At 71.7% G+C, this 14,493-nt stretch carries 12 protein-coding genes; 4 read left to right on the top strand and 8 right to left on the bottom strand.

Annotation, left to right across the window (positions count from 1 at the left end; all coding sequences use genetic code 11):
• Positions 1–231 precede the first annotated feature (231 nt).
• The 4 genes from C1N74_RS15185 (at position 232) to C1N74_RS15170 (ending at position 4,038) form a co-directional block, all read left to right on the top strand.
• On the top strand, positions 232–1,365 hold the full coding sequence (locus C1N74_RS15185; protein ID WP_137750840.1) for a thiamine pyrophosphate-dependent dehydrogenase E1 component subunit alpha: 1,134 nt from the start codon (positions 232–234) through the stop codon (positions 1,363–1,365).
• Positions 1,362–2,342, top strand: a complete 981-nt coding sequence (locus C1N74_RS15180; RefSeq protein WP_064955857.1) for an alpha-ketoacid dehydrogenase subunit beta — start codon at positions 1,362–1,364, stop codon at positions 2,340–2,342. The genes C1N74_RS15185 and C1N74_RS15180 overlap by 4 nt, the downstream gene beginning before the upstream one ends.
• Before the next feature lie 31 nt (positions 2,343–2,373).
• Positions 2,374–3,720: a dihydrolipoamide acetyltransferase family protein gene (locus C1N74_RS15175; RefSeq protein ID WP_023953642.1), complete on the top strand. Its 1,347-nt coding sequence runs from the start codon at positions 2,374–2,376 to the stop codon at positions 3,718–3,720.
• 108 nt (positions 3,721–3,828) lie between these two features.
• Positions 3,829–4,038 carry a DUF4287 domain-containing protein gene (locus C1N74_RS15170; protein ID WP_023953643.1) on the top strand — a complete coding sequence of 70 codons (210 nt, stop codon included), beginning with the start codon at positions 3,829–3,831 and terminating at the stop codon, positions 4,036–4,038.
• Between the two features lie 120 nt (positions 4,039–4,158).
• Here the strand turns inward: C1N74_RS15170 and C1N74_RS15165 are convergent, their stop codons facing one another.
• The 8 genes from C1N74_RS15165 to C1N74_RS15130 form a co-directional block, all read right to left on the bottom strand.
• Positions 4,159–4,725 (bottom strand): manganese efflux pump MntP family protein, encoded by a 567-nt coding sequence (locus C1N74_RS15165; RefSeq protein ID WP_023953644.1) that lies wholly within the window; start codon positions 4,723–4,725, stop codon positions 4,159–4,161.
• Positions 4,726–4,909: 184 nt separating this feature from the next.
• Positions 4,910–6,874 (bottom strand): SDR family NAD(P)-dependent oxidoreductase, encoded by a 1,965-nt coding sequence (locus C1N74_RS15160; RefSeq protein WP_137750839.1) that lies wholly within the window; start codon positions 6,872–6,874, stop codon positions 4,910–4,912.
• Positions 6,871–8,361 (bottom strand): FGGY-family carbohydrate kinase, encoded by a 1,491-nt coding sequence (locus tag C1N74_RS15155; RefSeq protein WP_137750838.1) that lies wholly within the window; start codon positions 8,359–8,361, stop codon positions 6,871–6,873. Before C1N74_RS15155 ends, C1N74_RS15160 begins: the two co-directional genes overlap by 4 nt.
• Before the next feature lie 17 nt (positions 8,362–8,378).
• Positions 8,379–10,031, bottom strand: coding sequence for a glycerol-3-phosphate dehydrogenase/oxidase (locus tag C1N74_RS15150; RefSeq protein ID WP_137750837.1), 1,653 nt, complete (start codon positions 10,029–10,031; stop codon positions 8,379–8,381).
• Positions 10,032–10,078: 47 nt separating this feature from the next.
• Positions 10,079–10,951: a 3-hydroxy-5-phosphonooxypentane-2,4-dione thiolase gene (gene lsrF, locus C1N74_RS15145; protein WP_023953648.1), complete on the bottom strand. Its 873-nt coding sequence runs from the start codon at positions 10,949–10,951 to the stop codon at positions 10,079–10,081.
• The gene (locus tag C1N74_RS15140) at positions 10,944–12,014 is read right to left on the bottom strand and encodes an ABC transporter permease (protein ID WP_023953649.1); all 1,071 of its coding nucleotides are present in this window, start codon (positions 12,012–12,014) and stop codon (positions 10,944–10,946) included. The genes lsrF and C1N74_RS15140 overlap by 8 nt, the downstream gene beginning before the upstream one ends.
• Complete coding sequence (locus C1N74_RS15135) at positions 12,011–12,982, bottom strand: ABC transporter permease (RefSeq protein WP_023953650.1); 972 nt, start codon at positions 12,980–12,982, stop codon at positions 12,011–12,013. Before C1N74_RS15135 ends, C1N74_RS15140 begins: the two co-directional genes overlap by 4 nt.
• Positions 12,979–14,472, bottom strand: coding sequence for a sugar ABC transporter ATP-binding protein (locus C1N74_RS15130; protein ID WP_137750836.1), 1,494 nt, complete (start codon positions 14,470–14,472; stop codon positions 12,979–12,981). The genes C1N74_RS15135 and C1N74_RS15130 overlap by 4 nt, the downstream gene beginning before the upstream one ends.
• Positions 14,473–14,493: the final 21 nt, after the last annotated feature.

Raw genomic sequence — 14,493 nt, 5'->3', positions numbered from 1 at the left:
CGATCGTCCCGGTCGCAGCGCAGCATCCCGGATGCAAGACATCTGTCATGACACCCCGGTGCGGATGCCGCCCGGCCGGGGTGGCGGCCACGATCCCTTGCATCCGGGCCCCGCACGCACCAACACCCCCACGGCCACCCCACCCGGCTTGTGCCGCACCCACCGCGAATCGCGGCATCCGTTGTCGACCGCATGCAGATGGGGCCATACCGGGGGCGTTAGCGTGGGAGGGTGACCGACGCAGAACTCGATCCCGCTCTCGTCCGCGTCCTCGCGGCCGACGGCTCACTCGACCCGTCGCCCGAAGCCGAACGCTATCTTCCGGTGATCGAGGCGCTCTCCGACGCCGAGCTCGAGACGTTCTACCGCGACATGGTGACGGTGCGGGCCTTCGACCGCCAGGCGACGAACCTGCAGCGTCAGGGGCAGCTCGCGCTGTGGCCGCCGTCCTTCGGGCAGGAGGCCGCGCAGGTCGGATCCGCTCGGGCGGCCCGGCCCCAGGACCACCTCTTCCCGTCATACCGCGAGCACGTCGTGTGCACGATCCGCGGCGTCGACCCGATCGACATCATCCGACTCATGCGCGGTCTCACGCACGGCGGGTGGGACCCGACCGACCCGCGCAACGGCAACACCCACATCTACACGCTCGTGCTCGGCTCGCAGACGCTGCACGCCTCGGGCTACGGCATGGGCATGGTCTTCGACGGCCGCACCGGCACCGGCGACCCCGAGCGCGACGAAGCGGTCATCGTCTACTACGGCGACGGCGCGTCGAGCCAGGGCGACGTGCACGAGGCGATGGTCTTCGCCACGAGCTACAACACCCCGCAGGTCTTCTTCCTGCAGAACAACCACTGGGCGATCTCGGTGCCCGTCTCGACGCAGTCCAAGGTCCCGCTCGTGCGCCGCGGCGCCGGCTACGGGATGCCGTCGGTCCGCGTCGACGGCAACGACGTGCTCGCCAGCTATGCCGTCACCAAGCTCGCGCTCGACGAGGCGCGCTCCGGCGCTGGGCCCCGTGCCATCGAGGCGCTGACGTACCGCATGGGCGCGCACACGACGAGCGACGACCCCACGAAGTACCGCACGAGCGACGAAGAGGCCTTCTGGGCGCAGCGCGACCCGATCGCACGGATGCGCGCCTATCTCGAAGGCCGCGGTGCGTCGGCATCCTTCTTCGACGACGTGGATGCCGCGGCCGCGGCCTACGCCGACGACGTCCGGGTCCGCACGAACCAGCTCACCGCCCCCGAGGCCGACAGCATGTTCGCGCACGTCTACAGCGAGCAGCATCCGCTCGTCGACCGGCAGCGGAAGTGGCTCGCCGACTACGAGGCATCCTTCGAGGAGGGACGCGCATGAGCATCGAGACGCTGCCGTTCAGCAAGGCTCTCAACGCGGGCATGCGCGCGGCGATGCAGCAGGACGACCATGTCCTCATGATGGGTGAGGACATCGGCCGTCTCGGCGGCGTGTTCCGCGTCACCGAGGGGCTGCAGGCCGAGTTCGGCGACCGGCGCGTGCTCGACACGCCCCTCGCCGAGTCGGGCATCGTCGGCACCGCGATCGGACTCGCGATGGCCGGCTTCCGCCCGGTGTGCGAGATCCAGTTCGACGGATTCGTCTTCCCCGCCTTCGATCAGATCACCACGCAGCTCGCGAAGCTGACGAACCGGCACGAGGGACGGATGTCGTTCCCCGTCGTCATCCGGATCCCTTACGGCGGGCACATCGGCGCGGTCGAGCACCACCAGGAGAGCCCCGAGGCGTACTTCACGCACACCGCCGGCCTGCGGGTCGTCTCGCCGTCGACGCCGAACGACGCCTACTGGATGATCCAGGACGCGATCGCCTCGAACGACCCCATCGTGTTCCTCGAGCCGAAGTCGCGCTATTGGACCAAGGGCGAGGTCGACCTCGCCGCACGTGCCCTGCCGCTTCACGCCTCGCGTATCGTCCGCCGCGGCACCGACGTCACGCTCGTCGGACACGGCGCGATGGTGACGGTGCTGCTGCAGGCCGCCGCGCTCGCCGAGAGCGAGGGCGTCTCGTGCGAGGTCGTCGACCTGCGGTCGCTGTCGCCGGTCGACTACGGCCCGATCGTCGAGTCGGTGCGCCGCACCGGGCGCATGGTCTACGGCCAGGAGGCCCCCGGCTTCACGTCGCTGGGCTCCGAGATCGCGGCGACGGTGACAGAGCAGGCGTTCTTCTCGCTCGAGGCTCCCGTGCTGCGGGTGTCGGGCTTCGACGTCCCGTTCCCCGCGGCGAAGCTCGAGGGCGCGTACCTGCCCGACGCCGACCGCATCCTCGAGGCCGTCGATCGCGCCCTCGCCTACTGACCATCCGACGCGCCTGCGAGAGGATTCCCTCATGAGCACCCAGACCTTCCACCTGCCGGACGTCGGCGAAGGCCTCACCGAGGCCGAGATCGTGCAGTGGCGCGTCGCCGCGGGCGACGAGGTCGCCGTCAACGACGTCCTCGTCGAGATCGAAACCGCGAAGTCGCTCGTCGAGCTGCCGTCGCCGTTCTCGGGCACGGTCGGCGAGCTGCTCGTCGACGAGGGGACGACGGTCGAGGTGGGGGCCGCGATCATCACCATCGCCGGTGCCGCGGCGGAAGCGGATGCCGCGAGCGGCAACTCCGAGCACGGTCAGAAGCCCGCCGAGAAGCCGGCCGCCGCCGGCGACGCGTCGGAGGAGAGCGGCTCGGTGCTCGTCGGATACGGCGGGGCCGGACAGGTGCAGTCGCGCCGCCGCAAGCCCGCCGAGCCGCCCGTTCGCGCGGCCGTGGGCGTCGTGGCGAAGCCGCCGATCCGCAAGCTGGCGCGCGACCTCGGCGTCGACCTCGCCTCGGTCACGCCGACGGGCGCCGCGGGTGAGGTGACGCGCGAGGATGTCGTGAACCACGCGTCGCAGGCATCCGTCTTCCGGAACCTTCAGACGCCCGCCCGACCCGAGGTGCGCGAGCAGACGATCCCCGTGCCGCCGGCCGTCGTGTCGGCCGGACCCGCCGACGACCGCGAGGAGACGATCCCCGTCAAGGGCGTGCGGAAGGTCACGGCCAAGCACATGGTCGACTCCGCCCACACCGCGCCGCACGTGTCGGTGTGGACCGACGTCGACGCGACGCGCACGATGGAGCTCGTCAAGCGGATGAAGGCCTCGCCCGACTTCGCCGACATCAAGGTCTCGCCGCTGCTGATCATGGCGCGCGCGGTCGTGTGGGCGGTCCGCCGCACCCCGATGGTGAACGCCGCCTGGGTCGAGACCGACAACGGCGCGGAGATCCGGGTGCGCCACTACGTCAACCTCGGCATCGCGGCGGCGACGCCGCGCGGCCTGCTCGTCCCGAACATCAAGGATGCGCAGGACCTGAACATGCGCGGTCTCGCCCGCGCACTCGAGAAGCTGACCCTCACCGCGCGCGAGGGCAAGACCGCCCCGGCCGAGCAGCAGGGCGGCACGATCACGATCACCAACATCGGCGTGTTCGGCATGGATGCCGGCACCCCGATCATCAACCCCGGCGAGTCGGGCATCGTCGCGATGGGCACGATCCGGCAGAAGCCGTGGGTCGTCGACGGCGAGGTGCGTCCTCGCTTCGTCACGACGGTGTCGGGCTCGTTCGACCATCGCGTCGTGGACGGCGACGGCATGAGCCGGTTCATCGCCGACGTGGCATCCGTCTTGGAGGAGCCCGCGCTGCTGCTCGACTGAGCTGATCACTCTCGAGAACGCACCGTCGTCGTGAGGTCGTACCGTGCGCGGTGCGTTCTCACCGCGACGGTATGGTCTCGGCGGCGGGCGGGGGAGTAGCCTCGGTGCATGAGTGAGAAGGGGCCCGCGTCGTACTTCCCGAGCATCGAGAAGACCTACGGACTGCCGGTCCAGCACTGGCTCGACATCGCGGCCGACCAGCTCGCGTCGGGATCCACGCACATGCAGGTCGTCGAGTCGCTCAAGACCGAGCACGGGTTGGGGCACGGCCACGCGAACGCGGTCGTCGCCTATGCGAAGTCGAAGCGCGCCGGCTGAGCCGCGGCATCCGCGGCATCCGTCCTTCGGAGCATGTCGCGAAGCTCGGACTGTTCGCGCCCATGCGTCCGAGATCGGCGCGATCCTCCGAGGTTCGCGAGCGCGGACAGCACGGCGGGATCAGCCGGCGACCAGGTGCTCGATGAGGATCTGCGTGCCGATGCCGATGAGCACGATGCCGCCGATGATCTCGGCGGGCTTGCGCCAGCGCGTGCCGATGCGGTGGCCGATCAGCACGGCGACGAACGACAGGGCGAACGTGACGAGGCCGATCGAGACGACCGCGATCCACAGCGGCACGTCGAGGAAGGCGAACGACAGCCCGACCGCGAGGGCGTCGATGCTCGTCGCGAGGGCGAGCAGCACGATCTCGCGGGCGGACAGGCCGGATGCCGCATCCGCGTCGTCATCGTCGGGGCGGAACGCCTCCCACAGCATCTTCGCGCCGATGGCGGCGAGCAGGCCGAAGGCGATCCAGTGGTCGAACGGCGCGATCGCCTCCGCGAAGGTGCTGCCGAGCAGCCAGCCGATCAGTGGCATGACGGCCTGCGCGAGACCGAAGGCGCCGGCGATGAGGAGGGCGCCGCGCACGACGTGGGCGCGCAGCTGCAGACCTTTTCCGAGGGCCACGGCGAACGCATCGGCGGAGACGCCGACGGCCAGGATGAACAGCGCCCAGGGCGACATGGCTCCTCCTCGAAGCGGGATGACGGGATGGCGGGCGATCGTCCCGGGCGCCGTCGAACGGAGATCGGCCGCTCTCGAGCTTGCCAGTCGCCGGCCCTCGAGAATGACGAAAAGCCCTGATTGACAGCATTTCGGGCGAGCGAATCGTTCGGTCGCCCGAAATCGCGCGCGCTTCCTGCGGCCGTCAGATCACCCGGTCGTTCCCTCCGTCGACGCTGAGGTGCGCGCCGGTCGTCGCCGGCAGCTGCCCGCAGAACACGGCGACGGCCTCGGCCACCATGGCGCTCGTGACCTCGATGCGCAGGAGGTTCCGCGTGCGGTACTCCTCGATGGACAGCCCGTAGCTGGCAGCTCGTTGCGCGAGCAGCTCGGGCGTCCAGATCGCGGTGTCGAAGACCGCATCCGGCTCGACCTGGTTCACGCGGATGCCGTCGGCGGCCCACTCGAGGGCGGCGACCCGTGCGAGCTGTGCCGCCGCCGTCTTGCTCGCCGAATAGGCGGCGACGCCCGGTCCCGGGGCGGCGACGTTCTTCGTCGAGACGAGCACGACCCGCCCGCCCCGCGGCGAGAGCGCGAGGTGAGGATGAGCCGCGCGCATCAGGCGGAGCGGGGCGGTGGCGTTGACGCGCAGGGCGCGCTCCCACGTCGCGTCGTCGAGGTCGGCGATGCACTGGCTGCGGGGGAAGATCCCCGCGGCGACGACGAGCATGTCGACGCCGCCGTAGGTGCGGACCGCCTCGTCGAGGGTGCGCTCGATGATCGCCGGGTCGGCGACGTCGCCGACGACACCGCGCCAGACGTCACCGGCGAAGGCGTGCCGCACGGCCGGGTCGAGGTCGACCCCGACGACGGCGGCACCATCGGCGAGGAGTCGCTCGGCGACGGCCCGGCCGATGCCCGAGGCGGCGCCCGTCACGATGGCGACCTCGCCCGCGAGCGGCGCACGGCGGCGGCCCGCGAGCTTGGCCTGCTCGAGAGACCAGTACTCGATGTCGAAGCTCTGCGCCTCGTCGAGCGATCGGTAGCCGCCGATCGCGTCGGCGGCTTGGATGACGGCGATCGTGTGCTCCGCGATATCGGCCGCGACGCCGACATCTCTTACGGTGTCGCCCGCCGTCAGCATCCCGAGCTCCGGGTCGAGCACGACGCGGGGAGCGGGGTCGAGGGGAGTCACCGGCCCCGTCTGGCGCTGCCGATGGCGCTCGACGTAGGCCCGGTAGGCGCTCGCGTAGGCGGCGACATCGCGCCCGACGAGCGGATGACGCTTCGTGTAGATGACGTGCTCGGGAGTCGCGGTTCCGCGGGTCGTGGCCGCGCTGACGTCGGGGCGCGCAGCGAACGCGGCGGCACGGTGCGATCGGCTCTGCCGCAGCAGCATGGGCCGGCCCGCGGCCCGCGCGATGTCGGCGCGCAGATTCGCGATGGCCTCGATGGTGCCCCGAGACGGGATGCCGCCCTCACCGGCACCCGTTTCACCGGCACCCGTTTCACCGGCATTCGTCTCGGGGGCGACGATCCCCGAGACCTCGGCCGCGCGGGCGACGATCTCGCGATGGCGCGCGAGCACCGCGTCGGGGTCGTCGCCGAAGGTGAACAGGCCGTGGTTGCGCAGCACGAGCGCGTCCACGCCGCTCAGGTCGGTGTCGGCCACGAGGCGGGCGAGCGGGAATCCGGGCATCACGTAGGGCAGAACGGCGACCCGCGGGCCGAGCGCCGACGCGATCTCAACGTCGGACACGTCGCGATCGGTCACGGCGACGATCGCATCGGCGTGGGAGTGGAGTGCGACACGTCCGGGGAGGTGCGCGTGCAGCAGCGCCTCGATCGAGGCCGTCGGCGCCGACGCGTCGAGGGAGGCCTGGCGCAGCTCGTTCACCATCGTCGGGTCGTCGAGGTGCGGCAGGCGCAGCAGGGCTTCGAGCCGTTCGTGGCGCAGCGGCGCGAACCCCGCGGGCTCGATCGTGGCGAGATCCCACCCGCTGCCCTTGACGAGGACGAGGTCCACGGGTTCGCCCGTGACGTCCTCGCCCCGCGCGGTGATCGAGGTGTTCCCGCCCCCGTGGAGGACGAAAGAGGGATCGCCGCCGAGTGCGCGGCTGACGCGCACGATCTCGTCCAGCGCGGCCGACACCTCCGGTGACGGGGTCATGCGTAGGCCTCCCAGACGCTCGTCATCGACGAGACGACCCGGTCGAAGCGGGCGGCCTGCTGCTGATACGCGGTGCGGCAGATGCCCGGTTGCACGACGAGCGCGGGGTCGGGCTCGACGCCCCACGGGGTCATGTCGACGCCGACACCGCGTGCCGCGAGCGAGGCGACGCCCCGGGCGCCCAGCTCGGTGCCGAGCTGCCGGCGCATCGCGTGCCCGATGACGTCGGCGAACATCTGCGCCCACTGCGGGTTCTTCGCCCCGCCGCCGGCGAGTGTCCACGGGGCGTCGGTGACGACAGCGCCCGTCGCGACGACCTTCTCGATCTGCACGCGGTGGTACTGCGTGATGCCCTCGGCGACCGCGCGGGCGACATGCGGGTAGCCGTGGCTGCCCTTGATCCCGACGAACGTTCCGGAGGCACCGAGGTGCTCGGGTGCGCCGTGGATGAACGGCAGGAAGAGCAGCCCGTCGGCCAGCGGGGGTGCGCCGTGCGCGGCCTCGAGCAGATCGCGCGGCGTCAGCGGAAGAGTGGCGCGCGCGCCGAGCAGTCCGGACGCCCATTCGATGCTCGCCGCGGACGTCGGTGCGACCTCCATGGCCAGCATGAGGCGGGGATCGGGGAGCAGCGCGTTGATGGTGACGCGCGGGGGGACGGCGTCCGTCGGCACGACGACAGCGTTGATCGCCCACGTTCCCACGATCACCGTCACGTCGCCGAGGTCGGTGGAGCCCGCCCCCAGCGGGCTCGCGACGCAGTCCATGCACCCGGCGACGACGGGGGTGCCCGCGATCAGGCCGGAGCGCGCGGCGGCCTCGGCGCTGATCGTCCCGACGACCTCGTCGCTCGCGTGCAGGGGCGGCAGGATGCGCTGGAGCTCGCGGGGCAGGCCGAGCATGTCGAAGACCTCGGGCTCGTACTCCCGCGCCCGCAGGTTGACCAGCCCGCACCCCGACGAGTCGGATGTGTCGGCGCTCGCGACGCCGGTGAGGCACGCGGTGATCCAGTCCTTGCAGGTCAGCGCCCAGCGGGCCCGGTCGAGCGATTCCGGCTCGTTGTCGAGCAGCCACCGCAGGAGCACGCCGGGCTGCGCGGCCCACGGAAGCGACCCGGTGAGCAGCCGCATCCGCTCGACCGCCGCGGGGTCGAGCGCCGCGACGACGTGCTCGGCCCGGCTGTCGGTCGAGGCGATGGCGGGCCGCACCGGCCGCAGCTGCTCGTCGACGAGGTACAGGCCGTTGCCGTGACCGGTCGCGCCGACGGCCGAGACGGTCCATCCGTCGGCCGCGAGCCACGCGGTCAGGTCGCGCAGGACGTCGGCCACGACGTCCCACAGCGTGTCCATCGCGATCTCCTGCCGCTCGCGCGAGACCGCGACGCGGGGGTTCGGCGCCGAGACCGTGCGGATCTCCCGCCCGGCGTCGTCGAACGCCGCTGCTTTGGCAGACGTGAGGCCCACGTCGATGCCGATGACGCAGATCTTCATCGATCCTCGTTTCTCGCTCAGGCGGCCGTCGGCTGAGCGGGTGCCGGGCGCAGGGTTCGGGGTGCGAAGCGCCGAGCGGCTTCACGGTATCGCGCCAGCTCGGCTTCCGCGCGCTCGGCGCTCCAGTCGCCGTGCGCGACGAGCACGTCTGCCGCGCGGGGCGCGCAGCCGAGGCCCACGTCGCTGTTCAGCGCGATCGCGGTGCGTCGGATCAGGACGTCCTCGAGCGTGTGGGCGCCTTCCTCGCGGACGGCGTACACGACCTCCGCCGCGATCGCGCCGCTGTCGTCGTCGATGACCTCTGCCAGCGACGGATCGGATGCCGCGAGCATCTCGATCGGGCGGCTGAGGGTTCCGTACAGGTCGGCGAGACGGCGGGCGCTGCGCTCGGGAAGGACGCTGCGGGTGACGCTGTCGGCGACGAAGCGTCCGTGATCGCCCGCGGGTGCGCCGGGGAACCGGGCCGTCCGGGTCGCGGAGCGGCGACGGCCGAGGCCGAGTGCCGTCTCGATGCGCCGGAGCGCCTGCTCGCCGAGGGCACGGTGGGTCGTGTACTTGCCGCCGATGACGGTGAGGAGCCCCGCGGCCTCGCCCGTGTGCACGACGATCTCGCTGTCGCGGCTGACCGAGGCCGGGTCGCTGAGATCGGCGACGTAGGGGAGGGGGCGCACCCCCGAGAACGACCAGAGCACGGCGTCGCGGCGCAGCCCTGCTGCCGGGATGAGGTCGTTGACGGCCCGGAGCAGGTAGTCGACCTCGTCGTCGTCGACGATGATCTCGTCGATCGACCCGTCGTAGGGCAGGTCGGTGGTGCCGATCATGTACTTGCCGTCCCACCACGGCAGCACGAACATGGGCCGGCCGTCGTCGGGCGACTCGAAGAAGATGCACGTGTCGGGCGCGCCGGGGAAGGCGTCGACGACGAGGTGGCTTCCCTTCGTCGGCCCGATCCGGCGGGGGTGGTCGCCCTGCAGATCGAGCACCGCGTCGACCCAGGGGCCGGCGCAGTTGACGACCACGGGGGCGCGCAGCGTCCGCTCGCGTCCGTCCTCGCGGTCGAGGTACCGGACGCCGGCGATGCGTCCGTTCTCGCGGATCAGGTCGGTGACGGGGGTGTGGGTGAGCACGGTCGCGCCGTGGTTGGCCGCATCGATGGCGAGCTCGATGCCGAAGCGCTCGGTCACCGGCACGTGCGCGTCCTGGAAGAGGCCGCCCCACTTCACGCCGCCCGCGGCCACCGAGGGCCACTCGCGGGCGAGTCGCCGCGAGAAGACGATGCGGTTGCGCGGCAGCTTCTTGCCCAGCGACAGGATGTCGTGCAGCAGCAGCCCGCACGACAGCAGCCATCCGGGCCGCGAGGCGCCCCGCGAGAAGGGGATGAGCATGGGGTACGGGCGCACGAGATGCGGCGCCGTGCGCAGCAGGATGTTGCGCTCGCGGATCGACTCGAGCACGAGCGGGATCTCCACGCGCTCGAGGTACTTCAGGCCGCCGTGGATGAGACGGGTCGAGATCGCCGACGTGCGGGCGGCGATGTCGTCACGATCGATGACGACGACGTGGAGGCCGCGACCGGCGGCCTCACGGGCGATGGCGAGGCCGTTGATCCCGGCGCCGATGACGACGACGTCGGCCGAGGTCGGCTCGGCATGGGTACGAAGCGAGGGCATGCTGCATCCTTCTGGTCTCGGGGCGCCCGTGGGCGCCCCGAGACGGTTCAGTGGGAGAGGGTCTGGAAGAGATCGAAGGCGTCGTCGGCGCTGAGGCCGTCGTGCACGACGCCGCGGACGGCCGCGAGCATGGCGGCCGGGTGCTCCGACTGGAAGACGTTGCGTCCCATGTCGACGCCCGCCGCGCCCTCGGCCATGGCGCGCGATGCGACCCGGAGGGCCTCGCGCTCCTCGACCTTCTTGCCGCCGGCGATGACGATCGGGACGGGGCACGCGCTCGTGATCGTCTCGAAGCCCTCCTCGACGTAGTACGTCTTCACGAACGCGGCGCCGAGCTCGGCGCTGATCCGCGTCGCGAGCCGGAAGTAGCGGGCGTCGCGCACCATGTCGCGGCCGACCGCGGTGACGGCCAGGACCGGGATGCCGGTGGCCTGGCCCGCGTCGACGAGGGTCGTCATGTTGCGCACCGACTTCGTCTCGTTGTCGCCGCCGATGAAGACCTGCACCGCGAGCGCCGCGGCATCCAGTCGCACGGCGTCGTCGATCGAGACGGCGACCTCCTCGTCGGAGAGCTCCTTGAGCACGCTCGGTCCGCCCGAGGCGCGGAGCACGATGCCCTTCGCGGAGTGCGGCGGGATGGTCGTGCGCAGGGCACCGCGCGTGCACATCAGGGCATCGGCCTGGGGGACCAGCGGGAGGATCGAGCGATCGAGCCGCTCGAGTCCCGACGTCGGCCCCTGGAAGTAGCCGTGATCGAACGCGAGCATCACGGTCTTGCCGTCGCGGGGGTCGAACACGCGCGACATCCGCGCGCGCATCCCCCAGTCCTGGCCTGCTTGGCCCTTGATGGGGTAGCCGGTGCCGGCCGCGGCGGGGCCGGAGTAGTCGGTTCCCTCACGCAGGTCGTCGAGGTCAGCCATGGATGTTCTCCTTGTTCTTCGGGGTGGGGTCGGTGTCGGCGCGTCGGGCCGAGGGGGCAGGGGTGGGACGCTGCAGGTTCGCGCGGAGTCGGCGCAGGGAGCTGCGGCCGGTTCCGGTCGCGGCGGACGCGATCACGACCACGAGGACGACGAGCACGCCCTTGAGGACGTTCTGGGCGCCGACCGACCACCCCACGAGGTTGAGCAGTCCCGACAGCAGCACGAAGAACAGGGCGCCGGTCCAGGCGCCGGCCGGCACGGGGCGGCCTCCCGAGATGAGGGTGCCGCCGATCACGACGACGGCGATCGAGTCGAGCATGTACGAGCTGCCGAGCACGGTGCTCGGGGAGATGAAGGCGGCGAGCAGGCCCCCGACGAGTCCCGCGAGGCCCGCCGACACGAGGTAGGCGGTGACGGTCACGCCCGCCACCGGCAGGCCCGCCCGCTCGGCCGCACGAACGCTCTGGCCCACCGCGATGACGGCCACACCGACACGGGTCCGCGTCAGGGCGAGCCAGACGATCACGGTCATGGCCGCGACGACGAGCGCGATGACGGGGATGCCGAACGCCTTGGCCGTGACGAAGGCTCGCAGGCCCGCGTCGGCGCCGCCGCGAGCGGCATCCGCCAGCAGAAGCGTCGCGGAGGTGACGATGAGGCTCGTCGCCAGGGTCGCGATGATCGGGGGCACCCGCAGGAGGAGGATCGCGGCGACGCTGACCGCGCCGGCGGCGAGCCCGGAGCCGGCGCCGGCGGCGAGCCCGATCACGGGCCCCGCTGTCGCGCCCACGCCGACCGAGACGTACGAGGCCATCGAGATGACGGTGCCGACCGAGACGTCGATGTTGCCCGGACCGAGGGTGATGACGAGCATCTGCCCGAGGGCGACGAGCACGAGGAACGGCGCGAGCGAGAGGGCCTGGGCCATCGGGTCGAGGGGAGATCCGGGCCGCACGGCGATGATGACCGCCCACACGGCGAGCACGCCGAGAAGCGACCAGCCCCAGGCGGGCCAGGCGGGCCCGCGGCGGAGCGCCGGGAGCGGGATGGAAGCGGAGGTCATCGCGCGATCCTCTCGGTGATCATGCGGCCCGCGAGCACGGCGATGACGATGACGCCTTGTGCGGCCGATTGCAGGGCGGACGGAAGGTTGATGAGGCTGAGCAGCACGGTGATGAGGCCGAGGGTGATCGCGCCGAGCGTCGTCCCGATCGGCAGCGCTCGGCCGCCCGAGAACGTGCCGCCGCCGAGGATCACCGCGGCGATCGTCATGAGGGTGTACTCGCCGGCGGCGTTGATGTCGCCCGACCAGGTCTGCGAGGCGAGCAGCAGGCCCGAGACGACGAGCAGCGCGGCTGCCGCGACGTACGCGGTCGCCCGGGTCGCGACGAGCGAGGCGCCCGTCTTCTCGAGCGTCGCGGCCTGCGAGCCGAGCGCGCGCATGCGTGCCCCCGCGAGCGAGCGTCGGGTGATCCACCAGCCCAGCGCCGTCGCTGCGGCGATGAAGATGAGCGGCGCCGGGAACCACGTCGGCCGCCAGGTCGACAGGGCCGAGAGCCAGTCGGGGGTCTGGCCGCCGGGCGTCGGCCGGATCTGCAGGCCGATCCCCAGCCACACGAACGACATGCCCAGCGTCAGGATGATCGAGGGCACCCCGCGGCGCTGCACCACCCACGCGAGGAGGGCGTAGACGGCGAGGATGCCGGCGATCATGGCGATCGCGAGCGCGGGGGTCTCCCGCAGGAGCGTCGCGGCGATCACCGTGATGAGCCCGACGAGGTATCCGACGCTCAGGTCGATGTCACCGACGGCCATCATGATCATCTGGGCTTGGGCGGCGAGCACGAGCGGGACGGACGACATGAGCATCAGGGTGAGACCGGGCACGCTGAGGATTCCGGGCTGCAGAGCCGCGGTCAGTGCGAAGATCGCGATGAGCGCGACGAGGGCGAGGAGCGCGGGCGACCCGTTGACGGCCGAGGCGCGCAGGCGCTGCGGGGCGGTGGGCGGGGCGAGCACGTCGGTGGTCATCGGTCCTCCTGGACTGTCTCGGCGTCGACTCCGAAGGAGTCGGCGATGATGCGCTCGTCGGTGATGTCGTCGCCGGAGAGCTCGCTGACGACGCGTCCGGAGCGGAAGACGTAGACGCGGTCGCAGTGGGCCATCTCGCCGTTCTCGGTGGAGTACCAGACGATCGAGCGGCCGCGTGCCGCCTCGACGCGCATGAGGGCGTACAGCTCGTTCTTCGTCGTGACATCGACGCCCCGGAAGGGGTCGTCCAGCAGGACGAGAGGGGCGTCGGTCGCGAACGCCCGCGCGACGATGACCTTCTGCTGGTTCCCGCCCGACAGCGACGTGATCGGGGCCCGGGCACCGCCCTTGACGTTCAGGCGCTGCACCCATTCCTCGGCGAGCCGTCGTCGCCGCGCGGGCGGAACGATTCCCGCCGTCGCGAGATGACGGGTGGCGGAGACGGTGAGGTTGTCGGCGACGTTCCAGAGCGAGAAGATGCCGCTGGTCTGCCGGTCACCGGGCACGTAGGCGCGGCCGCGCACGACGCGGACGCCGCGCGCGTTGCTCCAGAGGCGGTGCAGCAGCTCGTCCTGGCCGTGGCCGGCGAGCCCGGCGAGGCCGACGATCTCGCCGGGTGAGACCGAGAACGGCACGTCGCCGCCGTCGATGCGGGCGACGGTGCCCCGCGCGTCGATCTCCGGCGGAGCGCTCGCGGCGCTCACCCGGCGCACCGTCGCCGTGTCGGCGTGGACCTCGCCGCCCATGGCCGCCAGCAGCGCGTCCTCGTCGGTATCCCTCGCCGCGACGACCTCGACGACGCGGCCGTCCTTCATGACGGCGATGCGGTCGGCGTGGGCCAGCACCTCCTGCATCCGGTGCGAGATGAGGACCATTCCGACGCCCTCGTCGGCGAGGCGGCGGAGCGCCGCGTAGAGCTGGCGGGTCGCGTTGATACTGAGCGATTCGGTCGGCTCGTCGAGGATCAGCAGCGACAGCGACGGCGTGCACAGAGCGCGCACGATCTCGACCATCTGCCGCTGCGCCATCGTGAGGTCGCCGGCCCGCCGCAGTACCGAGACACCGTGTCCGGGGAAGATCTCGTCGAGCTTCCGTGACACGCGCCGCTCGGCGCGACGGTTCCAGCCTGCCCCGCGGGTGCCGGCGTCCGAGAGCGCGATGTTCTCGGCGACGGTGAGGTCGGGGCAGAGGGCGAGCTCCTGGTAGATCATCCGGACGCCGGGCTGCTCGGTGCCGGGCTTCGCGGTCGCGCCGCCCGTCCGCCAGCGGATACTGCCGGCGTCGGGCTGCTCGCGTCCGGCGAGCACCCGCATGAGGGTGCTCTTGCCGGCGCCGTTGTGGCCGACCAGGCCCAGGATCTCGCCGGCGGCGACCGAGATGTCTATCCCGGCCAGTGCCGTCGTGTTTCCGTATCGTTTGGCGACCGCCTCGGCCGTGACGAGCGCCACGTCCGAGGGGGTGGTCGCGGGGGTGTGCGACAGGGTTGTCATCGGGTCTCCTGGTTCGAGCTG

Origin of the sequence: Microbacterium sp. SGAir0570 (genome assembly GCF_005491085.2) — a bacterium.
Classification (GTDB): domain Bacteria; phylum Actinomycetota; class Actinomycetes; order Actinomycetales; family Microbacteriaceae; genus Microbacterium; species Microbacterium arborescens.
The sequence above is the reverse complement of the archived record's forward strand: the minus strand, read 5'-3'. Positions and strand labels throughout refer to the sequence as shown.